General features: G+C 39.8%; 19 protein-coding genes and 1 tRNA gene. 16 read left to right on the forward strand and 4 right to left on the reverse strand.

Features of this window, described 5'->3' with window-relative positions:
- Nucleotides 1-382 precede the first annotated feature (382 nt).
- The 4 genes from AY601_RS03550 to metQ all read left to right on the forward strand — a co-directional run bounded on the left by AY601_RS03550 (nt 383) and on the right by metQ (nt 4,149).
- Nucleotides 383-1,429 carry an NAD(P)-dependent alcohol dehydrogenase gene (locus AY601_RS03550; RefSeq protein ID WP_068396538.1) on the forward strand — a complete coding sequence of 349 codons (1,047 nt, stop codon included), beginning with the start codon at nt 383-385 and terminating at the stop codon, nt 1,427-1,429.
- 99 nt (nt 1,430-1,528) lie between these two features.
- On the forward strand, nt 1,529-2,587 hold the full coding sequence (gene metN / locus AY601_RS03555; RefSeq protein ID WP_269465583.1) for a methionine ABC transporter ATP-binding protein MetN: 1,059 nt from the start codon (nt 1,529-1,531) through the stop codon (nt 2,585-2,587).
- A complete protein-coding gene (locus tag AY601_RS03560) occupies nt 2,580-3,236 on the forward strand; it encodes a methionine ABC transporter permease MetI (protein ID WP_068396542.1) in 657 nt (218 codons plus the stop codon). The genes metN and AY601_RS03560 overlap by 8 nt, the downstream gene beginning before the upstream one ends.
- Nucleotides 3,237-3,330: 94 nt before the next feature.
- On the forward strand, nt 3,331-4,149 hold the full coding sequence (metQ, locus tag AY601_RS03565) for a methionine ABC transporter substrate-binding lipoprotein MetQ (protein WP_068407109.1): 819 nt from the start codon (nt 3,331-3,333) through the stop codon (nt 4,147-4,149).
- 156 nt (nt 4,150-4,305) lie between these two features.
- Here the strand turns inward: metQ and AY601_RS03570 are convergent, their stop codons facing one another.
- Together AY601_RS03570 and AY601_RS03575 are read right to left on the reverse strand one after the other, a co-directional pair.
- Nucleotides 4,306-4,911, reverse strand: coding sequence for an RloB domain-containing protein (locus AY601_RS03570; protein WP_068396545.1), 606 nt, complete (start codon nt 4,909-4,911; stop codon nt 4,306-4,308).
- Nucleotides 4,901-6,229 (reverse strand): AAA family ATPase, encoded by a 1,329-nt coding sequence (locus AY601_RS03575; RefSeq protein WP_068396548.1) that lies wholly within the window; start codon nt 6,227-6,229, stop codon nt 4,901-4,903. The genes AY601_RS03570 and AY601_RS03575 overlap by 11 nt, the downstream gene beginning before the upstream one ends.
- Before the next feature lie 333 nt (nt 6,230-6,562).
- Here AY601_RS03575 and AY601_RS03580 point away from each other — a divergent pair, with 333 nt between their 5' ends.
- From AY601_RS03580 to AY601_RS03615, 8 genes are all read left to right on the forward strand, one after another.
- A complete protein-coding gene (locus AY601_RS03580; protein ID WP_084359067.1) occupies nt 6,563-7,909 on the forward strand; it encodes a serine/threonine protein kinase in 1,347 nt (448 codons plus the stop codon).
- Nucleotides 7,910-7,948: 39 nt separating this feature from the next.
- Nucleotides 7,949-8,896: a hypothetical protein gene (locus tag AY601_RS03585; RefSeq protein ID WP_068396551.1), complete on the forward strand. Its 948-nt coding sequence runs from the start codon at nt 7,949-7,951 to the stop codon at nt 8,894-8,896.
- A gap of 95 nt (nt 8,897-8,991) precedes the next feature.
- Nucleotides 8,992-10,452, forward strand: a complete 1,461-nt coding sequence (locus AY601_RS03590; protein ID WP_068396554.1) for a PP2C family protein-serine/threonine phosphatase — start codon at nt 8,992-8,994, stop codon at nt 10,450-10,452.
- A 2-nt stretch (nt 10,453-10,454) separates the two neighbouring features.
- Complete coding sequence (locus AY601_RS03595; RefSeq protein WP_068396557.1) at nt 10,455-14,408, forward strand: FtsW/RodA/SpoVE family cell cycle protein; 3,954 nt, start codon at nt 10,455-10,457, stop codon at nt 14,406-14,408.
- Nucleotides 14,409-14,418: 10 nt separating this feature from the next.
- Complete coding sequence (locus AY601_RS03600; RefSeq protein ID WP_068396560.1) at nt 14,419-15,201, forward strand: hypothetical protein; 783 nt, start codon at nt 14,419-14,421, stop codon at nt 15,199-15,201.
- Between the two features lie 97 nt (nt 15,202-15,298).
- On the forward strand, nt 15,299-17,623 hold the full coding sequence (locus AY601_RS03605) for a TonB-dependent receptor (protein WP_068396563.1): 2,325 nt from the start codon (nt 15,299-15,301) through the stop codon (nt 17,621-17,623).
- 2 nt (nt 17,624-17,625) lie between these two features.
- Nucleotides 17,626-18,438: a DUF4249 domain-containing protein gene (locus tag AY601_RS03610; protein ID WP_068396566.1), complete on the forward strand. Its 813-nt coding sequence runs from the start codon at nt 17,626-17,628 to the stop codon at nt 18,436-18,438.
- Between the two features lie 58 nt (nt 18,439-18,496).
- Nucleotides 18,497-19,174, forward strand: coding sequence for a hypothetical protein (locus tag AY601_RS03615; RefSeq protein WP_068396569.1), 678 nt, complete (start codon nt 18,497-18,499; stop codon nt 19,172-19,174).
- Between the two features lie 424 nt (nt 19,175-19,598).
- On the opposite strand, the gene AY601_RS03620 is transcribed toward AY601_RS03615, so the two are convergent.
- Both AY601_RS03620 and AY601_RS03625 read right to left on the reverse strand, forming a co-directional pair.
- Complete coding sequence (locus tag AY601_RS03620; RefSeq protein WP_068396572.1) at nt 19,599-19,790, reverse strand: hypothetical protein; 192 nt, start codon at nt 19,788-19,790, stop codon at nt 19,599-19,601.
- A gap of 659 nt (nt 19,791-20,449) precedes the next feature.
- Nucleotides 20,450-23,836: a DEAD/DEAH box helicase gene (locus AY601_RS03625; RefSeq protein WP_068407111.1), complete on the reverse strand. Its 3,387-nt coding sequence runs from the start codon at nt 23,834-23,836 to the stop codon at nt 20,450-20,452.
- 181 nt (nt 23,837-24,017) lie between these two features.
- Between AY601_RS03625 and AY601_RS03630 the strand changes: the two genes are divergently transcribed.
- From AY601_RS03630 to AY601_RS03645, 4 genes are all read left to right on the forward strand, one after another.
- Nucleotides 24,018-24,088 (forward strand) — tRNA-Cys (locus AY601_RS03630).
- Between the two features lie 706 nt (nt 24,089-24,794).
- Nucleotides 24,795-25,322, forward strand: coding sequence for an RNA polymerase sigma factor (locus AY601_RS03635; protein WP_068407114.1), 528 nt, complete (start codon nt 24,795-24,797; stop codon nt 25,320-25,322).
- A gap of 124 nt (nt 25,323-25,446) precedes the next feature.
- Entirely contained in the window at nt 25,447-26,175 is a 729-nt protein-coding gene (locus AY601_RS03640; protein WP_084359069.1) for a DUF1345 domain-containing protein, read from the forward strand.
- 75 nt (nt 26,176-26,250) lie between these two features.
- The gene (locus AY601_RS03645) at nt 26,251-26,904 is read left to right on the forward strand and encodes a DUF4142 domain-containing protein (RefSeq protein WP_198163605.1); all 654 of its coding nucleotides are present in this window, start codon (nt 26,251-26,253) and stop codon (nt 26,902-26,904) included.
- Nucleotides 26,905-26,946 lie beyond the last annotated feature (42 nt).

The raw sequence follows: 26,946 nt of genomic DNA on the forward strand, positions 1-26,946 counted from the left end.
AGGGGAATTATGTTTTAATTCATCTCTTCGTGCACCACTGTAATTAGCATGTACACGTCCGTAGGTTTTATTGTATAACAGGATAATGGCGCTATCGTTTGGATTGCCTGTCGCAGTGATATCCTTCTCCCAGGTGAATTTAAAGGCGTTTTTCGATATAATAACCTTTACATTTTCCAGTTTTTTAATTTTAGCCGGAACAAAAAGATTGATGATGAATTAAGGTGGGGATAGTAATGGAAAGTGATAATGACAGCGTTTGCTGAACAATACGGTTACCAGCTTGAGAGCTGATTATCTTAAAGCGCACAAAAATATAATGAACAAAATGGCAATGACTTTTGTATTTATATTTGTTATAACACTAAATAATTGAAAAACGATGAAAGCAGTAAAATCCTATGCAGCGCAGAGTGCTGATAAACCATTAGCTCCCTATCAGTTAGACCGTCGTGAACCGGGAGCTGATGATGTAGAGATTAAAATCTTGTATTGTGGTGTATGCCATTCAGATATACATACCGCAAGAAACGAATGGGGAGGAACGATGTACCCTGTAGTCCCAGGACACGAAATTGTTGGAAAAGTAACTAAAGTCGGAGATCAGGTGACCCGTTTTAAAGTAGGTGATACCGTTGGCGTCGGCTGTTTTGTGGACTCTTGTGGTCATTGCAGAAACTGTGAAGAAGACAATGAGCAATATTGTGAAAATGGACATTCACAAACCTATAATTCGTTATTACAGGACAAAAAAACAATTACTTATGGTGGTTATTCCAGCCATATTGTAGTGACTCAAAAATTTGTATTGAGTGTATCTGATAAATTGCCTCTTGAAAAAGTAGCCCCTTTATTATGCGCAGGAATTACTACTTATTCTCCATTGAAACACTGGAATGTTAAAAAAGGAGATAAGCTTGCAGTAGTTGGTTTAGGCGGATTAGGGCATATGGCAGTAAAAATTGCGGCCTCAATGGGTGCGGAAGTAACGGTATTAAGCCGTTCTAAAAGCAAAGAAAAGGATGCACAGGAATTAGGAGCACACCATTTTGAGATTACCACGGAAAAGGAAACGATGAAAAAGCTGGCTAACAGTTTTGATTATATCATTGATACGGTATCTGCGGAACATGATTACAATGAGTACCTGGCCTTATTGCGTACCAATGGGGTGATGGTTTTATTAGGTGTACCACCTAAACCTTCAGATGTGCAGGCATTCCAATTGATTGGTGGCCGTCGTAGTCTGGTAGGCTCATTGGTAGGAGGAATTAAAGAAACTCAGGAGATGCTGGATTACTGCGCGGAACACAATATTACTTCAGATGTAGAAATGATTAATATTGACCAGATCAATGAAGCTTATGAGCGCACGCTTGCCGGAGATGTTCATTATCGTTTTGTAATTGATATGGGATCGTTGAACTAGTCAGCTTAATTTGAACAATAAATAGAAAAAAGGCACTTTTCGGGTGCCTTTTTTTATATCTCCCTGATAGTTAAAGTCTATAAATATAATAGACTATTGATGATTATTATTACTTTTGCGCCGAACATGATTGTATTAAAAAATATAACTAAACAATTTCATCAGAAAAACAGGGAGATTACGGCTTTGTCGGACGTCTCTTTAACTGTTCCCAAGGGTAAAATCTATGGGGTGATCGGGGCATCAGGCGCAGGAAAAAGCACCTTGATCCGCTGTGTGAATTTGTTGGAAAGACCGACATCTGGTGAAGTTATTGTAGATGGGCTGAACCTGATTGATTTATCACCGGCAGCGCTGGCTAAAGAAAGAAGACAGATCGGCATGATCTTTCAGCATTTCAATTTATTATCTTCCAGAACGGTTTCTGAAAACATTGCATTTCCTTTAGAATTGGATAAAGTACCTAAAGAACAGATCCAAAAAAGAGTGGCTGAATTGCTGGCTCTGGTTGGGCTTGAAGATAAAGGAAAAGACTATCCGGCTAATTTATCTGGTGGACAGAAACAAAGGGTTGCGATTGCCAGAACGCTGGCGAGTAATCCAAAAGTGCTGTTATGCGATGAGGCTACAAGTGCTTTAGATCCGGCAACAACAAAATCTATTCTTACCTTATTAAAAGATATCAATAAAAGGCTGAACATTACTATTTTGTTGATTACCCACGAAATGGATGTAGTGAAGAGTATTTGTGATGAGGTTGCAGTTATCAGTGCGGGTAAATTAATCGAGCAGGGAACTGTCAGTGAAATTTTTGCCCATCCTAAAGCAGAACTTACCCGTGAATTTATCGCTTCATCCTTGAAAATAAATATCCCGGAAACGTATATGGAAAGACTGAGCCCTACGCTGACTGCAGATAAAAAGCCATTATTAAAGCTTGAATTTACCGGGCAGTCTGTAGATGATCCTGTACTATCAGAAGTGAGCAGGTTATTCAACCTCAATAACAATATTATTTACGCACAAATTGAATATGCCGGAGGTGTTAAATTTGGCGCTATGGTGATTGAAGTTTCCGGTGCACAGCAAGACAGCCTGAAGGCAATAGCATATTATGAAGAAAAACAGATCAAAGTGGAGGTTTTAGGGTATGTCTGATGCGATGATTTTAATGATGTTCAAAGGAACATGGGAGACTATAGTGATGACCTTTGTCTCTGGTTTTTTCGGTTTTGTGATCGGATTACCGACCGGAGTCATGCTTTATCTGACCAGAAAAGGTCAGGTACTGGAAAACAGAACGCTGAACAATATTGTATCAGTTTTCGTCAATGTTTTCCGTTCTATTCCGTTTATTATCCTCATTGTATGGATGATTCCTTTTACCCGGATGCTGGTTGGGACTTCTATCGGTATTGAAGCTGCTTTAGTTCCTTTAAGTATCGGAGCGGCACCTTTTATTGCCAGAATGGTAGAAAATAGTTTAATCGAAGTGCCGGGTGGTCTGGTTGAGGCGGCAAGGGCGATGGGGGCAACTCCTTTTCAGATCGTTTGTAAAGTATTATTGCCAGAAGCATTGCCCTCACTAATTAATACGGCTTCGATTACTTTGATCACACTTGTTGGTTATTCGGCTATGGGTGGCGCAGTTGGTGCAGGAGGATTAGGCCAAATCGGTTATCAATACGGCTACGTAGGTTATGATGTACTGGTGATGAACGCGGTATTAATTGTACTGGTTGCTTTAGTTTTCGCAATCCAGTTTACCGGAGATTTTCTTGCTAAACGTGCAGACCATAGGAAATAAGTAGTTTTAAGCTAAAAATAAATAAGAGGGACCAGGTTTGCTCTTAAGTTCAATTAAAAATATAAATACTGAGAACAACAACAAATATATACTGATGAAAATAAAAATCAATTTACTGGCGGCTGTAGCTGTAATCGTTTCAGTATCCTTATTCAGCTGCGGCAGAGGTGCTAAAAAGAATGACCCGAACCATATTAAAGTAGGGGTAGAATCGGGGCCGGAATTTGCAGTTGCTGAAGCTGCTCAGAAAGTTGCCAAAGAGAAATTTGGCTTAGAAGTAGAATTGGTACAATTCAACGATTTCGTGATGCCTAATGAAGCGCTTAGTCAAGGGGATCTGGATGTGAATGTATTCCAGAATAAACCTTATTTAGATGTACAAACTAAACAACGTGGTTATAAATTTGCAATTCAGGGAAATACTTTTGTTTTCCCATTAGCTGGTTATTCTAAAAAAATCAAGAAAATTGAAGAGTTAAAGGAAGGAAATACAATTATCATTCCTAATGACCCGACAAACGGTGGCCGTGCTTTACTTCTTTTACAAAAATCAGGTTTACTGAAATTAAAAGATGGTGTTGGCTTATTACCTACTGTAAATGATATTACCGAAAATCCTAAAAAGATAAAGATCCTTGAATTGGAAGCTCCGCAATTGCCAAGAGCACTGGATGATCAAAATGTAACTATCGCTGTGATCAATAATACTTTTGCTAGTTCTGCAGGCTTAATTGCAGACCGTGACGGACTAATTGTAGAAGATAAGAAATCACCTTATGTAAATATCATTGTATCCAGAGAGGATAACAAAGATGAGGAGAAGATTAAGAAATTTGTAAAAGCTTTTCAATCTGAAGAGGTAGAAGCCGCTGCTGCTAAAATATTCAAAGGTGGTGCTGTTAAGGGGTGGTAAGAATTAGTTTTAAACTTTTACAAAAACGGTTGTCTGATCAAAAAGGCAACCGTTTTTTTGTGAATAGCGTGTTCAGGCTAAGCTGCTAATTCATTCTGATCTTAACCAGGGGAGATTTGGTAGCCCAAAAAAGGAAAGCTTAATTCATAACTATGATCAGATATTGAGGCCCAGGAGACCAAATATCTTATAAAGTTCAGCTTTTGCTTGCTCAGGGGCTTCAATGTCAAAATCTCCTCTGTTCGTTGCGTTGGTTATTCCAGTCTTCAGATAAGGTTTTAATCTTTGGTATATATCAGGATTGCTGCGCACAAAATATTTTTCTGACTTTTCATAAGTTTTTAGTGGATCATGGCTTTTCAGTTCCTTTCCAACAGGATCGCATGCTCTGAAATACTTGCCACTATTCTTCACATGCATCAAAAACCAAAATTCAAGACAAGGCGTATTAATCAGTACATGGATTTTTTTAATGTTTTCAGCTTCTTTTTGATACTGCTTTAATTCCGGGATTTTTCCTTCAGCAATGACTACATCGAGATCAATAACCCATATCGATAAGTCATAAATTCTGGCATTTGTCTTTACCAGCTCAAACTGTTCAAAAAGGGTTTTCTTTTTGGGAAGTTCGGGCAGAATAGATATTCCATGAAGTGTCTCGTTTTTCCTTAACATTTGCAGATACCAAAGTTCAGTTTCTCCATCTACAACCAAAGAAAAAGTCTTTCTCCCTAAGCCCTTTTTTGTACCGCTAACTCTCATTATCGAAATCCAGATAATAATCTTCTAATTGTGGTACGGCACCAAGCTTGCCCGATTTGTATGCATTGAATACAGATGTAGTATCCCGGATAACACTTGAATCGAAGTCACTCAATGCGTAAAGCTCTATACTGCCATCTGAAATTTTTTCTGTGAACCATATGGCATCATCCCGAAATATATCTCTTTCCATCAGTAATTCCCGGTAATGGGTAGTCGCTATGATTTGAGAACCCTTAACATTGACAAGAAATAGCAAAAGAAAATGCTTTAATAGTTCTGGGTGCAGTGAAGATTCGAGTTCATCGATTAAGATTACACTACTTTTCCCAAGTATCTGGTCTAAAAGGCCACTGAATTGAAAATACCGCTGTGTCCCTTCTGATTCTTGTGCGTATGGCAAGATATAACTATCAGAGTGATCACCATTCAACACTGAGTGACGGAAACCAATTTCAAGTAAGTCCAGCGATTCAGGATCCTTTTCAGAACTAGAGCTTGGTGTTCTAGAGGCAATTTGTTTGTTAATAAAACGCATGATTTTACGCATATCATCATCATAATCAATTGTTCTTTTTTCCAGTGCTAAGTCGGTAATCTTGAAATCTGCTTTTTGAAGAAATTTAATTATATGATCCTTATTAATCTCTTTATTTTCAATTGCTTTATTAATTGAATCACTCAAGTCAGTTTTAGGGGTAATCAGCTTTCTAAGCACCTTATCGAACCAGTCAGTTACGTCTCTGAGTTCAGGAGAGTCAATATTTGACTTTAAAAAGCCACTTAGTACAGGATTATTCCACAAGGTATTTGCCTCTAAAATTTCCTCCTGAGTCCGTTTGAGCTTGGCCTTAGTACCAAATTTAATTTCAGTCAGCTGTTTCTCAATATTCGTTTCGCGTTTATAAATCAAAGATTTGTTAGGAGAATAAAATTCGAGCTTTTCAAAAGTAATAGCCTCCTTTGTGAAAGCAATCTCGTAACTGTATTTGATTCCGTTTTGGAAAAATATTAATTCAAACTTCGTTTCCTGAGCTGATGTTAATGCGTTAAATAGAAATGGGGTGTAATTTAATGTCGTCTGTTTCTGTAATGGTGAGGAGACGATTAATGTCCTTAAAGAATCAAGAGCCTTTAAGATCGTAGTCTTTCCTGAACCATTAGCACCATAGATTAAACCTAATTTTAATAATCTTTGTCCTGGAGCAGGTTCGAGAATAAAATACTTTTCCAGATCCTGAGATTTATCAGCTTCGAAAGACAGTGTAACAGTATCTTTTATACTTCTGAAATTTGTTATAGAAAAGCTTACAATCATAATTTTTCCTTGTTATCTGTAAATCGCTTACAAATATAGCTAATAATCTGTCTTGTTTTATAAATAAACGATTTCCATTTCCGCCAGCTATTTGATAAGTTTAGATATTATTATAGGATAATGTGGCTAATATGACTGCGGCTATTTTGAGTCAGTAGAATGGAAGAGATGATAATAATCAGTTGTTGTGTCTCTCAAAATAAGCTGTTGCGTATCTTAAATAATTGAATTAAAGGCTATCATTCGATGGCCTTTTTTTTGTTCCTGATTTTAAATAAACATTGGAACTAAAATTGTAGTAATTTTACCACACACAGAGTTGAATTAGCTTAAATGAGTAAAGTATTTACGATTACTGAAGGTCTGGAAAATATGGGCGCATTGCGTACCGGAGGCCAGGGTTCAGTTTACAAGGGAAGAAGGTTTGGTCCTATTATAACGGCAGTGAAATTATTGCCAACACCGGTTCATACGGAAAGTACAGAAGATAAAAACTTCAGGAGTTTCCAGAATGAGGTGGAGAAATTGAAAAAGGTAAATGAGGAGCCTAATCCTAATATCGTTAAGATCTTAAATTCAGGAATTACAGAAAGCGGATCGTTTCCATTTATAGAAATGGAGTTTATTGATGGTCCTGATCTCGAAGAGTTACTAAAAGAACCGCATGATAAAATATTCCCGGTCAAGGAAGTGATTAAGGTGGCCGATCATTTGGCAAATGCTTTAGCGCATTGTCATCAGGTTACGGTAAAGCATGGGGATATCAAGAGTAATAATGTTAAATTTAATATCCATACGGGCAATTATGTCTTACTGGATTTTGGTTTATCGGCGATGTCTGATGAGCAGCGCAGAACGAGTATCCGCCATGCGGGTGCAATCGAATTCATGGCTCCTGAGCAGAGTGAAGGACAAATGCTACTGGAAACGGATATTTACAGTTATGGCATAATCCTGTATGAGCTACTGGCTGGCCAGGTTCCTTTTCCTTTACTGGATAACGGGCAAAAGTCAAGGAATGATGTGCTGGTTGGACATTTAGAATCGCCAGTTCCTGATTTGCTGACTTTAAGGCAACAGAATTTGCCCGAAGGCTGGTCGGAGGAGAAAAAGATGCATGAGATGCAGGTTCCTGCATGGTTGCTGTCTGTGATTAGTAAATGTCTGGAGAAATCACCGTCAGACAGGTATAAAAGCGGAATGGCTTTACAGTATGCAATTGTCCACAGTAGTATTGCTGATGCGGGAAGTGCTATAGCTGATGCTCCGGGTACTGCCTTATTGCAAAAAGAAAATGAGCGTTTGCAGACTTTACTGAGGCATTATCAGGAAGCGCAGGATGAAAAACCTGTTGTTCGTGATGCTGGTATAATTGCGATTTCCAAGCCTGTATTTTATGTTTTATCAGCTGGGGTAGTTTTTATGATTGCATTGTTGAGTTACTTTTTACTGTTTAAGGAGGCCGATAAACCTGTTAAAAAGGAGGTCCCTGTGAAAACAACGATAACTCCGGCGACCGTAAATACAGCTGAAGAAGATAAGGGGTATAGCTGGGATAAAGAACGCGATTCTTTAAAAGATAGTGGAAATACAGAGACGCAGCCAGTACAGTTAAAGCCTGTTCCACAAACTCCGCGTGATACAACAACGATGAATCTGGACACCACACTTCATTTCTAAAATTTGATTAACCAGGGTTTTCCTACATAAAAAAATAACATGGCAGAAAAGTCAACTTTCTGGAAAAAGACAGGTCTTCAGGACTGGTTTCTTCCAACAGAAAAAAGTAAAGCTAAAAAAATAGTCAAAGGTTTAACGCCTGACGAGGTTTATAAATATATACTGGATAAATTCAAGGAGTCTATTGGGCAGCTTTCTTTTGCGAACCGTGTAGTTTTTTATCATGAATACATTATTTGTTTCAATGAGGAAGATTATAAAGAATTTCTGGATCATAAACAGGGTTTGTTCGGAATCATTGTGCATGAGTCTGTGAACCAGTTTTATGAGGTATTAAAGGAATACCGCAAAGCGGGTAAAACGGTGGAACCTTCGAGTTCCAAATGGGTTTTCAGATTGGCTTCTCACCCGGATTATGAGCGTGGTGATAAAGGCTTTATCGGTAAATTATTGCCGGGAAGTACTAAAAAAGAGGAAAATTTAAGAGTCACTTTTATTCCAAGACAAACAGGAATTGCAGAAACGCTTGATGTGAACCAGGATATTTTAAATGGCTTCACCTATTATAGTGAGGGTTATTATGAATTGCCTTATGCAATGGATCTGGAAAACGCTAAATTGGTTAAGGGGAAATCTGATAAGGTTCTTGCACGTTTTGAAACGATTATGCCAGATCAGAATTTCAGGGGTAAAAAGCTGGAATATCTGATGACCACGCAAGAGATATTGATCTCTGGTAAGGATGAAGAGCGAAAAGAACCTTATATTTTTAGTATTCCTTCAGATTGGGTGAATACGCCTCATCTGAGCATCCGGTATGCAGAGGCTGAGGGTAAGTTTTACCTGGCCTCTTTCGGAGAGAAAACAATGGTCAATGAGGTGGAGGTATACCGGAGTTCGGTAGATGCTCCGGATTGGGTAGCACTGCCTTTTAATTCAAAGATCCTGCTGAACGGTATTATCGGGATCAACATATTTAAACCTTAGATCCGGATGGGGAATTATTTATCAATTGGGTTGCTGGCTATAGGCGTTTTATTGCTGTTATGGCATTTTACAGATATTAAAAAATCACAGAAATAATGGCGGATCGTCTATTTGGAATTACTGACGCAGGCAGGGTAAGAGAGAATAATGAAGATGAATTCATTATTCAGGAAGTCATGCAAAATAAGTTTATGATTGCGGGTGTGATTGATGGCGTAGGTGGATATGCTGGCGGTGAAATTGCGGCTGCGTTAACTAAAGAAGTTATTTTAAGGGAGCTGGAAACGATTGAGCCAGATTTGATCAGCCAGCTGAGCAGGGTTTTTTACCTGGCTAATGAACAGATTGCAACGCATAAACAAGGTGATCTGGAATTGATGGATATGGCTTGTGTAGCAACGCTTGCGGTGATAGACAGACAAAATAACCTATTGTATTATGTGCATGTGGGGGATACCAGGTTGTATTTATTTCGTGATCATTCGCTGATTAAGATTTCACATGATCAGTCCTTTGTTGGTTTTCTGGAGGATTCCGGCAGGCTTACCGAAGAAGCAGCGATGCAGCATCCTAAACGAAATCAGATTAATCAGGCTTTAGGGCTTACGAGCCGTGAGGGAATGACTGATGCTTATTTTGAAACAGGTTCTTCTCCTTTTTTACCGGATGATTTGATCTTGCTTTGCAGTGATGGATTAACGGATATGGTAGATGCGGCATTGATTACGGCAGTATTGAATGGCCCGGAAACACTCGCGGTAAAGGCCGCACGTTTAGTGGAGGAAGCAAATCAGGCGGGTGGCAAGGATAATATAACAGTGGTACTGGCAAAAAATGATAAAGTAAGAGCGTCTTACGAGTTTTCAAAGCCGGAGCCAGTTAAGCCTGTAGTGAGCAGTGCTGTTACTGCGACGTCTGTTACTGCTACAGCTGTTGCTGAGCCTTTTAAAGGAACGGTTAAAGCTGCGTCTGAACAAAATATAGTTCAACAAAAAAGTGGTAAGGGGCTGATTATATTGCTGTCTGCTTTATGTTTATTGTTTTTAGGAACAACAATCTGGTTATTTTTATACCATACTGCTGAAGGAACAAAATTAGAACAGCCGGGAACGGTTTTGGTTACGCCGGTCAAACCTGGATTAAATCCTCAGGAAAAAAAGATCAGCGATATGCTTTTAAGTTTAAAAGGGGATACGCTTTTGCTTGCCGATACCGTATTTAAAGTACCTGTTCATTTAAGCCAGGCATTGACGATTGACAGGGATACACTGATTCTTAAAACGAAAGGGAATATTGTTTTTCAAAGTGATTCTGCTTATAAAGGGCCTGCGTTAATTCTTTCTCCAAAATGTAAGTATGTGAAGATCGATCAGCTGGTGCTGGAGAATTTTGAAACGGGCGTAGTTTCTTATAACAATTCGCTGGATTTAAAAAATATACGTTTTAATAAAGTTAACTATCCGGTACAAGTGAGGTTTGTTTTTCCAGACCAGTTTTATGTGAATGGAAGGTTATCTAAGCGAAATTATGCGGCTGATTCGCTGGCTAAGAAATAAGTATGGATAAGAGAGAGACTGAAGCTAAAGGTAGAGGGCAGGAACGCTTGTTTTTAGGACTGATCGCTATTTTAATGGTGGTGCTGTTCGTCAGGTTATTTGGTGTATTGCAGGGACGGATTAAGGAGGTAGATCAACGCCTTAAAGATGGAACGGTGGTGAATTTAAATGCACCTGAGCCAGCTAAAGCTGTGAAAGGATTACTAACCAGGGGATACTATCTGGAAGATCCGCTTGACGTAGAAGTTGTGCGTAATTCTATTGCTGCGCAAGAGGCGAAGGGTTTGTCTTTTACGAATGTCGGTGATCTGAATAAAAGAAGGTTTAATGTGCTGGCTGATGACGCTTATCGCAATGGTGGATCTGCCTTTAAGAAAAGGGTGGCTGTGTCGAGGTCATTGCTGGGATTTACCGGGGATGATGAAGTTCGTTATACTCAGGAAAAAAATAATGCGCCTGCAATGCCTGCGGTTAAATCTGCAGGGATGGGCAACGGGGTAATTAAGGGTAAGATAGAACATCAAGGGGATGCGGTAGCTGGTGTTCTGGTGAGGTTGTCGACTGTTCTTCCTTCGGATAGTATAGAGGCGAAATCATTCAGGATTTATGCACGTACAGATGCTTCTGGTCAGTACTCCTTCACGCAATTACCGGAAGGAAAAGCTTATGAGGTTATTCCTTTAAAACCAGATGCTGAGTTTGGACAGGTTAAGGGTGTACAGGAACTCAATGGTTCAAAGCAACTTAATTTTAGTGAAATGCCACATATGGTCAGGTTGCTTTCTTCGCGTGAGTTTACGCTGCTGAAAAATGACGGGGCTTTAATTGTACGGACACCTGAGCAGTTTAAAGTTGGATATTGGTGCGTTGCGGGTGGTTTTTTACTGGCTTTTTTACTGATACATTTGCTGTTGTCTTTTAAATTTCCGGAGGCTGATCAATTGATGTTGCCGCTTTTAATGTTATTGACTGGTTTGTCTTTTCTGACATTACTGAGTTTGCAGGATCCGGTGAGAGATCGTTTTCTGGCAGTTGATTCTTTAGGGTTCTTGTATTTTGGTGTTGTTGGTTTAGGTGTGTTATTATTTTTGAATATCAAACGCTTTACGGCTGATTCTGGTGTATACCGTTTACTGATTTTCAAAGACCGTTCAGCAGCTAATGGGTGGCCCTGGATTGCATTGGCAATTGCGCTTTTAGGGGGTACGTTATTATTTGGTGGCGGGCCTGAGGGGAGCGGTGTAAAAGTGAATTTGTTAGGTGTACAGCCAAGTGAGGTGGTTAAATATATTGTGGTCTTATTTTTAGCTGGTTTCTTTGCGCAGAATGAGCAGTTCATTGCTACGTATTCGAGCTGGAAAAAACGCTGGTCATTTTTCTCTTTTGCATTGGCAGCTATCTTATTTACGCTGTTCTTGTTTTTACTGCTAGGAGATCTTGGCCCGGCAATCGTGATCTGTTTCACTTTTATCCTGCTTTTCTCTTTCTCAAGAGGTGACTTTATGGAGATGGCGGCATTTGTGCTGCTATATGTACTGGTGGCGTGGTTTGTAGGGAATGTATGGCTTGATGCTTTAATTACTTTTGCTGTTTTAGTCTTATACCATGTGTTGAAACGCAAATCTATGAGCGAGTCGGCAGTGATGGCATTGATTGTGATTACAGCCTTTTTAACGATTGATAAAATTCCTTATCTGGATAAAATTGTTCCTGGCCCGGTAGCGAGATTGGCTGATAGAAAAGCAATCTGGCAGGATGCGTGGAATAATGAAGTTTATGGGGGAGATCAGGTTGCAAACGGCCTTTGGGGTATTGCTACTGGTGGAATTACCGGACAGGGTACGGGTGAGGGTTTTGCGAAAACTATTCCTGAAGCACATACGGATATGATTCTTCCTGCGATTGGGGAAGAGTTTGGGTGGACTGGGATTACCTGTGTCTTCATCTTATTTTTAATCTATTTGCATCGTTCGATCATTATTGGCCGGCGAACGGGAACTCCATTCTTGTTTTATATTTGCGCAGGTATCGGTATTTGTACTTTCATTCAGTTTTTACTGATTGCCGGCGGATCGATTGGCGCACTGCCTTTATCGGGGGTATCCCTTCCTTTTGAGAGTTATGGCGGATCTTCTCTGGTCATTAATCTGGTCGCTGCCGGGTTCTTATTGTCAGCTTCTTCGGTTAGGGGAACAGCTGTACAGATGAAATATTTGACCGGACAGCAGGATAAAAACCTGGTTCCGGCATTAATTGCTGCTTGTGCGGCTATCTTATTGTTGGTAATCAATATTTCGCGTTATAGTTTTAATACACCTGCATGGGTAGTTAAGCCAGCTTTAGTCGCTGATAAAAGCGGAAGCCGGATGTTCAGCTATAATCCGCGGATAGGGATCTTAATGAAAAAACTGGAAGCGGGAACTATCTATGACCGTTCAGGTTTAATTTTAGCAACGAGTGACCCTGAGTTGGTTAAAAAGCAAATGCAGGAGTTACGGGAGGCTGGTGCAGTTGATTATAAACTGGATTCTGCCAGACATAAAAGGGTGACGCGTTATTATCCCTTTGAGGAACAAATGTTCTTTTGGACTGGTGATGCAAATACCGGAGTATTTAGTGGTGGTATCAACGGGTATTTTGCGGAGTATGAACATGCGGCAGAACTAAGAGGATTTAAAATGCCTTTGACAAGTTATACCTTGATTGCTTCCCGTTATAAAGAGGATCGTTTTTTGCCAAGAGGGCCGAAAGAAATGACTGTGCTTAAGAAGGATTATGCTGAATTGACTTCTTTATTGGTTTCTGGTTTAGACAGTGCAGAGATCCAGACTTTTAAAAAGCGTAACAGGGAGGTGAGGTTAAGTGTGGATGCCAGTTTACAGACGCATTTGCAGGCTGGTTTAGCGAATGATCCTAAGTTGAGTAAAAACAGGGTTTCTGTAGTGGTTATGTCTGCTAATACAGGAGATGTGCTGGCTTCGGCGGCTTTTCCTTTGCCTCCGGTTAAGAATTGGGAGCAGTTGACGATGAGTCTTCCGGATCAGAATAAGCTGGATTCCTGGACAACTACAGCTGACCCGGGTTTCGCGATTGCGACTCAGCCTGGTTCTACTGCTAAATTGTTGACCGCTATGGCTGGTTTTAATAAATTAGGGTTGGCTGCTGCAAAGCAAACTTACCTGGTTAAAGCGAATGAAAGAATTCGTACTCGTGGTGCTGAGCCAGATGAAACAGGACTGATTGATATGGAACAGGCTATTGTAAAATCAAACAATGTTTATTTTATCAAATTGGCAAACCAACAGCACTTGCAGGAGCAAATGGGAGCGTTGTATTTGAAAACGGGTATGTTTTTGCATGGGGTTGGCGGTTATTATTATAGCCGTAAATCTGTGAATGAAGAACAGGAGCAGCGCTGGCTTGATTTGTGGCGTAAAACTGAATTCAGCAGCGCTTATAATCCAAACAATATTTACAAAAACCGCGCAACGGGTATTTCAGGTATGGCCTGGGGGCAAGGGGAATTAATTTCTACACCTGCTGCTATGGCACGTTTAGGTTCAGCTATTGCGAATGGAGGAGTTTTAGTGCCTAACCGTTATGTCTTGAAGTTGGCAGATTCGACTATCAGGCAAAGAGAGGGTGTGGTATTGGCTAAGGATCCGGAAGCTGCGGCTCTGTTAAAACAGTATATGGTTGAGCAGAGTGCACGTAAGGCTGGCGTATTTGGAATCTCTGTAGCAGGTAAAACGGGTACGCCTGAAAGGATTATTAAAAAGAAGAAGGTTAATGATGGCTGGTATGTGTTTTTTGCACCTAAAGCTGCTGAACCAGGTTATACCGTAGTGTGTATCCGGGTGGAGTCGGCAAAAGGCTCTTCGGAGGCTGTAAGGGTTGCGGCCGAAACTGTAATTCCTTTGCTGGTGCGTAAGGGATATATGAAAAGTATAAATTAATTATATAAAGATGTTTGATTTTTTTAAGAAAAATAAAGTGGATACGCCTTTAGATGCGAAGGGGTTAAGAGATGAGATTTTGCAGTTTATTAAAGAGGAGTTGCAGCAACTTGATGGTGGCGAGGGCAAGTATTTAAAATCATTAGCGCTTTTTGTAAGGGCGAGCGCTGAAGAGTTGTTTAGTTATGAAACTGCTTTATATAGTGCTGCGCCTGAAAAGTTTCAGGAGGAAGTACAGCGTATTGCTGATAATTTTGCTTTAGACCTTCCTGAAGGATGGAAGTTAACAGTACATTATGTAGCTGAGTTTCCGGAAAGTGTTATTGAACGTAAGCACTTGAAAGTAGGGCTGGTGCTGAAAAATTCTGGTTCGCCTGTGAATACTGCAGTTGGCTTAACTGCAAGCTTAAAGGTGATTACTGGCCGTGCTGAACAGGAAGTTTATAAGATTGAGGCAGGAATGGGACGTATTAATATAGGCAGAGAAAGCAATGTACAGGGAAGTGATGGGAGTTTCAGGATCAATACGATCGCCTTTCCGGCAGACGCTCAGGAGCGTAATAAATATATCAGCAGGCAGCATGCGCATCTGGAATGGGATCAGCAACAGGCTTGTTTCAAGTTATATGCTGATGAGGGTGGGGTTCCTCCGGGAAATAAAACCAAAGTAAGAGTGGCGAAAGATGAGACGGTGCATAAATTAAATTCAACGCAAATCGGTTATAGTTTAAAACATGGAGATCAGGTCATTTTAGCTGATGTAGCAACGCTTGAGTTCACTATATTAGCATGATATTTAATAAATAAGAAATGTTTATTTGCAGATTTAAAAGATTCTGCGTGCGATTTTATTTAGTTTAGCGCATATTTCCCAAAACCGTTTAAATTAAATGACTATAAAAGCACTGTACCTTATACCTTTGCTGATTTTTCTAACTATTTTTGAGATCAGCGCGCAAACGAAACATACCATAAGTGGTTATGTGAAAGACGCCCAGACGGGTGAACAATTAATTGGAACGACAATCAAAGTGGATGGAGCCACTAGTGTTTCTACAACTTCCAATGAATACGGCTTTTTCTCTCTGACTACGCAAAGCGGCAGCTATAAATTACTGATTGGTTCTGTAGGGTATATTTTAGATACCAGAGCCATTAATCTGGACAAAAATATACAACTTAAAATTTCTTTAGTTCCTCAGGATAACAATCTTTCTGAAGTCGTGATCTCTGCGGCACCGAAGGATGAGCATGTGCGTTCTGCAAAAATGGGCGTTGAAAAACTCAGCATGAAAGAGATTGACAGGGTTCCTGTTCTTTTTGGGGAACGTGACCTGATTAAAGTCGTACAGCTTTTACCTGGGGTAAAATCGGCTGGTGAAGGAAACAGTGGCTTCTTTGTGAGAGGTGGTGCTGCGGATCAGAACTTGATTTTACTGGACGAGGCTATTGTTTATAATCCTTCCCATTTATTGGGTTTCTTCTCTACTTTTAATTCTGATGCGATTAAGGATGTAACCTTATATAAGGGAAATACGCCTGCGCAGTATGGTGGACGTTTGTCTTCGGTGATGGATGTAAAGATGAATGAGGGAAATAACCAGAAGCTGAGTGTGAATGGGGGAATTGGGATTATTGCTTCAAGGCTGACTGTTGAGGGGCCTATTGTGAAGGATAAGGGTTCTTTTTTAATTAGTGCCAGACGTACTTATGTGGATGCTTTTTTAAAGGCGAGCAGTGATACGGTAATCAAAAAGAGTGCTTTGTACTTTTATGATTTAAACCTGAAGGCCAATTACCAGTTTGGGGAGAATGATAAAGTTTTCTTATCTGGTTATCTTGGTCAGGATAAGCTTGGTCTTGGTGGTTTATTCGGCCTGGATTGGGGGAACAAAACGGCTACTTTAAGATGGAATCACCAGTTCAGTCCGAAGTTGTTTGCTAATACTTCATTGATTTATAGTGATTACCGTTATAATATTGATTTGACTAATTCTTCTTCGTTCAATGGAAAGATCACTTCTCAGATTAAGGATTGGAATTTAAAAGAGGAGTTCAGTTTTTATCCGAATACAAATAATACGTGGAAGTTTGGGGTAAATTCTATTTATCATACGATTAAACCGGGTGAGTATAGTGGTGATTTTACTTTGAAGAGCCAACCTTATACCCATAGTTGGGAAAATGCTGCTTATGCGAGTAACGAGTGGAAGGCTTCTGATCGTTTAAAGGTTGAGTATGGGGTACGTGTAAGTGCTTTCTCTGTTTTAGGTGGAGACAATAATTTTTATACACTGAATCCAGCTGGTGCGATTGTAGATACGCTTCATTATGGTAAGGGTAAAATTGTAAAGACTTATTTAAATGTGGAACCGAGGTTTTCGGCGGCTTATCAGCTGAATGCAGTGTCTTCTTTTAAGGCTGCTTATGCGAGAAATACGCAATCTCTTCACCAGTTATCAAATTCTGCAACGAGCAGCCCGACTGATAAATGGGTAGCCACGAATAATATTATCAAACCGGAGACTTCTGATCAGGTTTCTCTGGGTTATTTCCGTAATCTGAAGGACAATGCTTTTGAGTTTAGTGCGGAAACTTATTATAAGGTGATGAATAATCAGGTGGATTACAGGGATGGAGCGAATGTGAGAAGTAATGATCCGATTGAGCCTCAGCTTTTATTTGGTAAGGGCAGGGCTTATGGGATTGAGTTATTGCTACGTAAAAAGACGGGTCGTTTGACGGGCTGGATTGGTTACACTTTATCGCGTTCGGAAAAAATGATTGATGGGATAAATGATGGGGATTGGTATGCTGCGAGACAGGATAGGACGCATGATCTTTCTGTTGTGGGGATGTATGAGGTAAATAAGAAGTGGTCGCTTTCAGCAACTTTTGTGTATTATACGGGCAACGCGGTTTCTTTCCCAAGTGGTAAATATTATTCGGATAACCAGGTGGTTTTCTTGTATACGCAGCGTAATGCTTACCGGATGCCTGCTTATCACAGGTTGGATCTGAGTGCTACCTGCAAGTTAAAGGAGCGTAAAAATTTCTCTTCTGAACTGGCTTTTGGGTTGTATAATGCTTATGGGCGTGAGAATGCTTATGCGATTACTTTCCGTGATAATCCTGATGATCGTTCTCGTACGCAGGCTGTACAGACTTCTTTGTTCAGGTTCGTTCCTTCTTTTTCTTACAACTTTAAATTTTAAAAATGATGAGACGCAGTATTGGTGTTTTCTGTTTATTGATATTACCGTTTATTTTCAGTGCTTGTGAAAAAGTGATTGACGTGAAGCTGGATGGTTCGGCTATTCAAATTGTGATTGAGGGTGAGGTGACTGCAAATGCGGGCCCTTATCAGGTGAGTGTTTCGGAGACGAAGGATTTTAGTGGTGATAATAATTTTGTGGGCCGCAATGATGCGGTGGTCGAAATTAAGGATGTAACCACGGGGGTAAATGAGACGTTAACGAATAAGAGTGCTGGGGTTTATGCAACGAGTGCTTTACAGGGGGTTGCTGGGCATACTTATCAGCTGACGGTAAAGTTGAGTGGGAAGGTTTATGTGGCGGCTTCTACGATTCCTTTGAAGGCGGTTAAGGTGGATAAGCTTTATGCGAAGCGTTTTGAGCTGGATAATGACAAGATTTTTATGGTGCCGGTTTTTACTGATCCGGTGGGTAAGGGGAATTATTACAGAATCAGACAGTGGGTAAATGGTGTGTTGGTGAAGGGTTCTTTTGTACGCAATGATGAGGCGATGGATGGCAGGACTTTCGATAATGATCTTTATTATGAGACGGATAAGAAGTTTGGTAATCCGCTAATTAATAATGGGGATTTAATGCGGGTGGAGTTGCAGTGTATTGATAAGGGTACTTATGATTATTACCGGACTTTAAATGCGACGATTGGGCAGGAGACTGATAATCCTGCGAATCCGCTAAGCAATATTTCTGGTGGTGCTTTGGGGGTGTTTAATGCTTGTCAGTCTACGAATATAACTGCGATAGCTAAATTTTAATTGTAATTTTGCGGATCGGGTGGTTTGGTTGTTATATTTTATTTTATTTTATTTGAAAATGGATAAGTCTGAGGTTGAGCAGGTGTTAATTACGGTGAAGTCTGGAACGGAAGAGGCTCTGAATATAAAAATTTATAAGAGTGGGATCCTGGCCCGAAGGGGTTGTGGTGGTTTACCTGGGGTAAAGGTTTCGGGTATGAGCTTTACGGGTGATTCTACGTATTTTGACAGGTTAATGGGCAGTGTTTCTCAACAGGTGCTGGATGAGAATATAAATCATGAGGAGAAGATTGTAACGGGGTCGCTGGAGTATTTGGTGGCTTTTTACGGGGTGAGTGGTAATGGGGATGTGGGGGAGCGTGCGGAGTGGACGAAGTCTACGGGTTTAAGGTTTTTTATGGATGAGGGGACTAGTTTCAGACATAATTTACTGGGGTTTGTGGATGGGTTGGCTATTGAGGCTATGAGGTTGACGGATTCGTGGTATTTTGATATTATGATGTTGGGGTTGGATAAGATGAGGTCGTCTTCGCTTCCTGTACAGACGCTTGCGAATGCGCCGAAGAGTGAGGAGGGGTTGTTGCAGGATTTTCAGAGTTATTTTGAGCAGGTGAGTAAGAAGGGGTTGCCTGGTTTTGCGGAGGGAAAGGTTTATGTGAGTGAGGGTGGGGTTGAGCATGGGTTGTCGTTTTCTAGTGAGGGGGAGGGGTTGACGTATAAGTTTACTGCGATTTAGGGCTCTGAAACCATATATGTGTTTTCTGATTTGCATTCCCTGAATGGGGGCTTTGTAAAAGGGAAATAATAAAAAACCCTATAAGTGTTTTCCGACTGGTATTCCCTGAATGGGGGCTTTGTAAAAGGGAAATAATAAAAAACCCTATAAGTGTTTTCCGACTGGTATTCCCCGAACGGGAATAAGGTCTGGAAAACACTTATAGGGTTTTTTTATTTCTCTAAACTGGCGAAAGGGGGATCAAGTCATAAACTTGTGGATTAGGGATTAAATTTCAAGTTTTGGGTTTGATATTTACTTAGTTCAAAGCAGATGGTTAGGATTCTTTAATAAGCTAATTACTTCCTGATTTTATAGTTCAATTTATCAGTATTAAACGCTCCTGGTTACTTTGATAAGATCGGTCCACGCTTCAGCTGAATTCTTAAGGAAAGGAAAGATCATGATTTTCCAGGCTTGCTACTTTTCCGAAAGTTCTCTGATGGCTTTGGGTTTCCATTGCTTGTTTCCTTGTGCCCGGTACAGAACTTTTGAAACAATCTGTAGTCCAAACTGCTGCTTTAAAAATGAAATCGTCCAGGATTCCCCTTGAAAATTTACCCGTTAAACTTCCCATAATAAATAAATGCCTTTCCACCAATGTAAGCTATTCGTGTTAAAGATTATCCTGATGCGTGAAAAATGTCCGTAATTGTCCGCAGCTGTCTGCAATTGTCCGCAGTTGTCCGTGGGTTAGTCCAATGGAAAATTATAATTTCATTAATCTTCAACTAGTTATGATTTGGTTGTGCTTGAGTGGTGGTCGGGGTGACACCAGGTTGTAAACAGGCTGTAAGCATGGCAAGTCCATGTTTTTTCAACTAGTTGTTTTGACTTGGACTTGCCATGGACTCAACTTGCTCTTACCTTGGTCTTACCCTAACGAGTACCCGACCAGTACTCAGGCAGTACCCGGGCGATATAGCTTTATTATTTAGCTATTTTGAATTTATTTACGAACAGCCCGGCCTTGTTTCGGCCGAGTCATTCCCCTATAAATTGAAAGCTTTCATCGCAAATTCCACAGGCATAAAAACATCCGTGACAGCAAAGACTTTCTGTTTAGCGTGTCAAAATTTATGCTTAAAAAAGAGCCTGCTCCACAAGTTTATGATTTGATCCCGAATGGGTTGTTATCAGGGTTGCTTTATTGGATTATTCGGTGCTGATATCCTTAGGATTGCTTTCAGAATTGTTATGGTTTACTGATTGGATTGCTTCCAGGATTGCCGATGGTTAACTGAATAGTTCGATAAGGTCAGCTTTTGATAGTGATTTTAAGAGGGAGGTATCGGTTTGTATGATATCGTTAACGAGTTCCTTTTTTGTTTCCTGAAGTTTCATGATCTTTTCTTCGATGGTGTTTGGACAGATTAATCTGATAGCGACCACATTTTTCTTTTGACCGATCCGGTAACAGCGGTCGATGGCTTGATTTTCTACGGCTGGGTTCCACCAGGGGTCTACGAGGTATACATAGTCTGCCTGGGTGAGGTTGAGGCCGGTTCCGCCTGCTTTCAGGCTGATGAGGAAGACGCGTATGTTGTCGTTTTGCTGGAAGTTTTCTACTTTCTTTTCTCTGTTTGTTGTTTTTCCACTGAGGTATTCGAATGGAATATTTTTGTGCTCGAGTTCTTTTTTGATCAGGTCGAGCATGGTAACGAATTGCGAGAATACCAGGATTTTATGCTGGGGTGAGTGGCTGTCTATTTCTTCCATCAGTGTCGTGATTTTAGAAGAGGTGGCACCGTGAAGAAGGTTGTCTTTGAGCAGGGCAGGGGAGTTACATATTTGTCTGAGCTGGGTTAAGCCTTTGAGGATGTGTAGGGTGTGCTTTTCTTCATGGTCGTCTTTTTTAGATAGCAGGAAGTCTTTGTATTCGTTTTTGCAGGCGTCGTATGCGTTTTTTTGAGTAGTTCCCATTTCACAGTAGATCACCATCTCAGTTTTGTCCGGGAGTTCTGAGGCTACTTCTTTTTTTGTTCTGCGCAGGATAAATGGACTTACTTTTTTCTTTAGGTTGGTAGCCGCACGGGTGTCTTTGAATTTATCTATTGGGGAGGAGTAATGATCCCTGAAGTATTGTTTGCTGCCGAGTAGTCCGGGACAGGCAAAGGAGAGTTGTCCGTAGAGGTCAAAGGTGTTGTTCTCGATCGGGGTACCGGTTATAGCAATTTTATTTCTGGATTGCAGCAGACGGACTGCGCTGTAACGCAGGGAGTCAGGGTTTTTGATGGTCTGGGATTCATCGAGAAAGATGTAGTTAAAGAAGTACTTTTTAAGCCAGCTGATGTCATAGAGCAGGGTTCCGTAAGAGGTTAGAATGATCTCATAACTGCTGAAGTCTTCGTGGTCTTTTATTCTATCTGCGCCGTATATGGTGTGGATTTTAAGGTCGGGGGCAAATTTTGCTATTTCTGCCTGCCAGTTAAAGATCAGGGTAGTGGGTACAACAATGAGGTTGGTGTTTTGGTGCCCTTTGTTGCGTTGGGAAAGTATGAATGCAATGATCTGGATGGTTTTTCCAAGTCCCATATCGTCTGCCAGGCAGCCACCGAAGTTAAATTCATCAAGGAAGTTCAGCCAGTTCAGGCCTTCTTTTTGGTAGTCACGGAGTGTGGCGTTCAGGGCAGCAGGGATTTCTACTTTTTTGATGTTCTTAAAGTCAGCGATCTTAGTTTTGTAGGCTGATAGTTCAAGTTTTACTTCTGCTGATAGTACTTCGTCTTCGTAAAGGTCTGTGATTTCGGTGAAGTTTACTTTCGGGGTACGGATGGATTCGTCAACGATTTCTCCTGCGTCGAAGTATTTGGTGAGCCGGTCAATCCATTCCTGAGGGAGCAGCCCCATGGTGCCATCACCGAGCTTTACAAATTTGCTTTTGTTCCTGATTGATCTGTGCAGGTGTTTGAGTGGTACTTTCTGGTTGCCGAATGTAACTTCAAATGCAGTGTCAAACCAGTTGAGGCCACTGTTTACGGCTATGGTTATTTTAGCCTTGTTAGGGTTAACGTGATTGCCTTTTAATTGGTTAAAGCCCAATATGGTGATGTTTTGTTGGCGCCATTCTTCAAAGGCGGCTAAGAACCATCCTTCGTCAAGGAAACGTTTTTTATGCAGGTAAAAGCAGTCTTTGTCGAGTTGTTCTTCAAAGTGGGGGTGTTGCCGGGTCATGGAAGAGATGAATTGAAGCTCTTCTTGTTCATCACGGGTTACGGTAAATATATTGCCGGCATGGTCTGCGGCATGAATTTGCTTTCTGGACAGGACAGGAACCTCAACGTTTCCATATTTCATCACGGGAGTAATTAAAACGTAGTTTTCAGAGTCTGAAAGATAAATGATCTTTTCTGTAGACTGGTCAAAGTGGGTTTCTTTTAATTGTTCGTGAGTTGCGGGTTTCAGGTAAGAGTAATTGATATGAATTTTATTCTCCAGCTTAGAGAGGATGTCTTCTTTGAAGTCTGCATATTTCGATTCGTGGATAACCAGGTGGTTATTATTCTGCCTGAAGAAGTCCACAACTCTCAGGAAATCTGGGTTGTCAATAAGGTATAGGATGCCGTTGTAAAAGATAAAGTAGCTGAATTTTATATTGAGGAGTTTTAAATCGTAGGCTTTGTTTTCCAAAATAAGTTCACCTGAAATGGTATAGAAGCCGTTGGTGAGATTAACGGCCAGATGAATATCAAGTTGAAGGCTTTCTAGTTTAACAGGAATAATGGAGCTGATTGTTAAATTAGGAGAGATTTTTGGGTCATGGTAAAATACATCCAGCTGGAGAGGGTTTTTGACCAGGGCTTTTAGTCCATTGATATCGGCTTCTGCCTGAGCGGTTTCATAATTCTGCTGGAATTTGGAAATAGCAGTATAGAATTTTAGTTCTTCGGGGTTTTCGGTGGCCCATATGTAATCCATTGCATTCAATTGCTTCAGAGGGTTACGTATTTTACCAGTCGCTGTGAGTGTACATTCTAGTAGGTCGGCCTGGAAATGGGAGTAGTAACGGTGCTGTTTTAAAACAAGGATTTTATTGGTGTCTTCTTCTACTGGGTTATGTTTTAGGAATGGGAGTCCTGGTTTCGGTAATAGGAGCTCCTTGATCAGGTTATTATTCTCTTTTGTAATAGGAAGGAGGTCTTTGATCACCGGAATGATCTCGAATTTTTTATTTCCGTATTCGATGGTAAATAAATCATCAGGACTTTCATTCTCCAGACCATAGGCGGTTGCGAATGCTCTTATTTTTTCATGTCTGAGCTGCTGGTCAAAAAAGATCCTGAGTTCCGGCCGTTCTATCAGGTTAAACAATACCTGCATCTGATGTTCGCATAGCCGGTTTTTAATGGCGGTACAGCGGCAGGATAAAATTAGGTTGTTTTGATGAAGCCGCACATCGGCTTGTGGAAATTTAATGGCATTGCCAGGATTTAGAAAAGAAGCATAACCAATAGAAATATGCTGTGGCACGAGATTAAAATAACCTGGTGCTGTGGTATCTGCCTGGGCGGAACTGTGTTTTAATATAAAGACCGTATTGAAAAGGGCCGGTTTAAAATCTGTAATTATATAGGTTTCAGATGGGTTTTTAGCAGTTTCAAATAGGTTTGGGAAGTCGGCCATAGTGTAGTTGATAAAGATAAGGCTTTCCGCTGAATGCATAAAATAGGAGAAAGAATAAATATATTTAAAATAAATTCTACTATTTAAGTAGACATTATTATATTTGCTGTCAGTAAGAGAGAATTGTAAGGATTTACAAAGAGCAAAAAAGAAAATTTGTGTTGTTTCTCTCTGACAAAATAGTCATGTGGCCGAGTGGTGAGGTGTGGGTCTGCAAAACCCTTAACGGCGGTTCGAATCCGCCCATGACGTCAATTGTAATCTTAAGGATTGCGTAGGGTACTTGATTTTAATTAGATCTAAGTTTTGTTTTGTTGATACTCCAGGTTGGATGACCTGGAGTATCTTAGTTTACAGGGATATCAAACTAGTGATTTTGCTGCTAAAACAAATCAGATGTGGATTGGAAACCACCTCATGTTGTTGTTTGCGTAGGTCAATGACTTGTTGACGTAAAAATATTTTAAGATCGAAAACTCTTCCTTAGCTTTATACTTAAGCTCAGTTTAATAAAGGTTTGACTTTGTACTTTTAAACTAAGCCCTCAAATTGGTGTGTTTGATATACTAAAGGGGAATCTAGGTTCCCCTTTAGTTATTTATAGCATTTCCCATTTATCCTGCTTTCTTTTAGCTCCAGCTTTTTCTTCCTAAAAATTTAATTGTTACAGGTTCTGTATTGAATGTTTGGAAATCGTTTAAATTAATAATTGTATCTATATATTGATATTGAATTGTTGTTAATCCATTTGTCTAATTATTGTTCGAATTGTCTATACAAATGTGTATGGTTTTTGGGACATCTGTGTTTTGGAAGAAATAAAATTACATATATAAGTGCTTTTATTGGAAAATAACTTGATATTTTGCTCATGTCAGCCAACTGTCAGGCTAAAGTGCCAGAAATTGGTATGCACTTTGTATTTGTGTTTATATATAATCTGAAAAACATAAACACTATGAGTAGCAACGACTTTAATTTTCGACTTTACAGTTACAAGGATTCTTTACAATCATTTGCTATTTCTTTCACCAGGGATATGGAAGATGCGAATGATTTGGTCCAGGATACAATGTTAAAAGCTATTAATTATTCTAACCATTTTAAGGAGGGAACAAATTTTAAAGCCTGGTTATATACTATAATGAAAAATACGTTCATTAATAATTACCGCAGAGCAACGAAAACAAATTCTATCATGACTGTGACAGATGAGATCACTTCGGATAAATTACACTTTAGTGCTTCGGTAAACGATAGTGATGGAAAGTTTGTTATGGAAGACATTTATAAAGCACTTTCTAAATTACAGCCGGAATATTATATTCCATTCCTTAAGTATTTTGAAGGTTTCAAATATCATGAAATTGCTGAACAGCTGGAAATTCCAATTGGTACAGTTAAAACAAGAATTCATATCGCGAGACAGCTGCTTAAAAAAAGTTTAAAGATGCATAGCGATAGTTTTATGCGAAAAGTTAATTAAAAATTATTTGCTCAGATTTTAAAGCGTCTTCATGTGTTATCAAATAAAAGCAGCAATATCCTTGCTGCTTTTATTTTTAATTTGATTACAATTGTGTAGTCAATTCAAATCATTTATCATCTTCATGAATATAGCCCGGCTGGATGCTCACCATAAATTGTACCTATCGTTAATTGTAGCATTGGTCGTTTTTGTTTTGTGCTATGGGAAGATGTCAGCCTCAACACAGTTTATATTGGTCTGGATTGGTTATGCTTTAACGCAGTTAGGACTTTCATGGGCAACGATTTTTACCGTACATCCTCTTGAAATGAAGAAGATTTCAAAGGTACAGGATAATAACCGCACCCTTATTTTTATGTTTGTATTGGTAGCTGCATTAATGAGCCTTTTTGTAGTAGTGCTTCTATTAAAATCAACCCAGCATCTTACAGGATCTGCGCTTACTTTACATATTTTATTATCAATAGCGGCGGTAATGTGTGCATGGGCATTAGTGCATACTATATTTGTATTCAGATATGCGCATCTTTATTACGAATTTAAGGGTAAAAATCTGACTAAAGCTGTTAAAGATGGGAATGCTGCAAAAAAATCTGATACTGTAATAAAAGAAGAAGATCCCTCTAAGTATAAAGAAGGATTGGAATTTCCTGAGGAGAAGACTCCAGATTATCTTGATTTTACTTATTTCTCATTTGTAATTGGGATGACTTTCCAGGTTTCTGATGTTGAAATCAGTTCCAGAAGAATCCGCCGTCTGGCGCTGATGCATAGTTTAGTCTCTTTTGCATTCAATACCGTAATTGTTGCTTTGAGTATTAATATTATTTCAGGTTTAATGACCAAATAGTCTTTTTATTTAGTAAAAACCATTTCATATAGCGCTTGTTATTGCAGTTTAATGGTTGAAATAAAAACTAACGGGATGAATTATAAAAAGACGATTATCTTAACTGCTTGTACAGCAATTATGCTGCAGGCTTGTAACCAATCTGCTAAAACTGAAGATCAAGGTACATCAACAATATCCGCTGATACAGTTTTAAGTGAATCTGCCGCTGGTGGACATAAAAACAAAGCAGCAAAACTAAAGCCGGAAGAATCTTTATTTATAGAGAAGGCGGCAGTAGGTGGATTGATGGAGGTTGAAATTGGGAATCTGACCCTGCAAAAAACGAAAATTGATCAGGTAAAGGACTTCGCTAAACGAATGATCAAAGATCATACGCAGGCGAATAATGAACTTCAGACCTTAGCTTCGGGCATGGGAATCAAATTGCCTGACGCATTACCTTCGGCAGAACAGAGTCATCTGGCTGGGATGAAGCAAATGATGGGAAATGAATATGATCAGAATTATATGGATATGATGGTTAATGATCACGCAAAAACTATTGATTTATTTAATGGTGCAAGCAGATTTGATAATCCTGAATTAAAATCTTTTGCCTTGAAAATGCTGCCAGTATTACAAGAGCATAATCGAACGGCTCTTAAATTGGATTCATTGGTTAAGTTGAAAAATAGAGGTCCTAAGGGTGATGATTTACCTAATGTAGATAAAAAACATAAAAACTAATTGTTTAAAAGATTTGAAAATCTCCGGTATCTGCTCCGGAGA

Origin of the sequence: Pedobacter cryoconitis, assembly GCF_001590605.1 — a bacterium.
Taxonomy (GTDB): Bacteria; Bacteroidota; Bacteroidia; order Sphingobacteriales; family Sphingobacteriaceae; genus Pedobacter; species Pedobacter cryoconitis_A.

What these genes read in the sequence shown, in the direction of transcription:
- AY601_RS03590 (WP_068396554.1), top strand. Translation starts at nt 8,992, where the DNA reads ATGGCGGATCGTCTATTTGGAATTACTGACGCAGGCAGGGTAAGAGAG.
- AY601_RS03595 (WP_068396557.1), top strand. Translation starts at nt 10,455, where the DNA reads ATGGATAAGAGAGAGACTGAAGCTAAAGGTAGAGGGCAGGAACGCTTG.
- AY601_RS03580 (WP_084359067.1), top strand. Translation starts at nt 6,563, where the DNA reads ATGAGTAAAGTATTTACGATTACTGAAGGTCTGGAAAATATGGGCGCA.
- AY601_RS03625 (WP_068407111.1), bottom strand. Translation starts at nt 23,836, where the DNA reads ATGGCCGACTTCCCAAACCTATTTGAAACTGCTAAAAACCCATCTGAA.
- AY601_RS03550 (WP_068396538.1), top strand. Translation starts at nt 383, where the DNA reads ATGAAAGCAGTAAAATCCTATGCAGCGCAGAGTGCTGATAAACCATTA.
- AY601_RS03635 (WP_068407114.1), top strand. Translation starts at nt 24,795, where the DNA reads ATGAGTAGCAACGACTTTAATTTTCGACTTTACAGTTACAAGGATTCT.
- AY601_RS03620 (WP_068396572.1), bottom strand. Translation starts at nt 19,790, where the DNA reads ATGGGAAGTTTAACGGGTAAATTTTCAAGGGGAATCCTGGACGATTTC.
- AY601_RS03615 (WP_068396569.1), top strand. Translation starts at nt 18,497, where the DNA reads ATGGATAAGTCTGAGGTTGAGCAGGTGTTAATTACGGTGAAGTCTGGA.
- AY601_RS03645 (WP_198163605.1), top strand. Translation starts at nt 26,251, where the DNA reads ATGAATTATAAAAAGACGATTATCTTAACTGCTTGTACAGCAATTATG.
- AY601_RS03575 (WP_068396548.1), bottom strand. Translation starts at nt 6,229, where the DNA reads ATGATTGTAAGCTTTTCTATAACAAATTTCAGAAGTATAAAAGATACT.
- metN (WP_269465583.1), top strand. Translation starts at nt 1,529, where the DNA reads ATGATTATTATTACTTTTGCGCCGAACATGATTGTATTAAAAAATATA.
- AY601_RS03605 (WP_068396563.1), top strand. Translation starts at nt 15,299, where the DNA reads ATGACTATAAAAGCACTGTACCTTATACCTTTGCTGATTTTTCTAACT.
- AY601_RS03560 (WP_068396542.1), top strand. Translation starts at nt 2,580, where the DNA reads ATGTCTGATGCGATGATTTTAATGATGTTCAAAGGAACATGGGAGACT.
- AY601_RS03570 (WP_068396545.1), bottom strand. Translation starts at nt 4,911, where the DNA reads ATGAGAGTTAGCGGTACAAAAAAGGGCTTAGGGAGAAAGACTTTTTCT.
- AY601_RS03640 (WP_084359069.1), top strand. Translation starts at nt 25,447, where the DNA reads ATGAATATAGCCCGGCTGGATGCTCACCATAAATTGTACCTATCGTTA.
- AY601_RS03600 (WP_068396560.1), top strand. Translation starts at nt 14,419, where the DNA reads ATGTTTGATTTTTTTAAGAAAAATAAAGTGGATACGCCTTTAGATGCG.
- AY601_RS03585 (WP_068396551.1), top strand. Translation starts at nt 7,949, where the DNA reads ATGGCAGAAAAGTCAACTTTCTGGAAAAAGACAGGTCTTCAGGACTGG.
- metQ (WP_068407109.1), top strand. Translation starts at nt 3,331, where the DNA reads ATGAAAATAAAAATCAATTTACTGGCGGCTGTAGCTGTAATCGTTTCA.
- AY601_RS03610 (WP_068396566.1), top strand. Translation starts at nt 17,626, where the DNA reads ATGATGAGACGCAGTATTGGTGTTTTCTGTTTATTGATATTACCGTTT.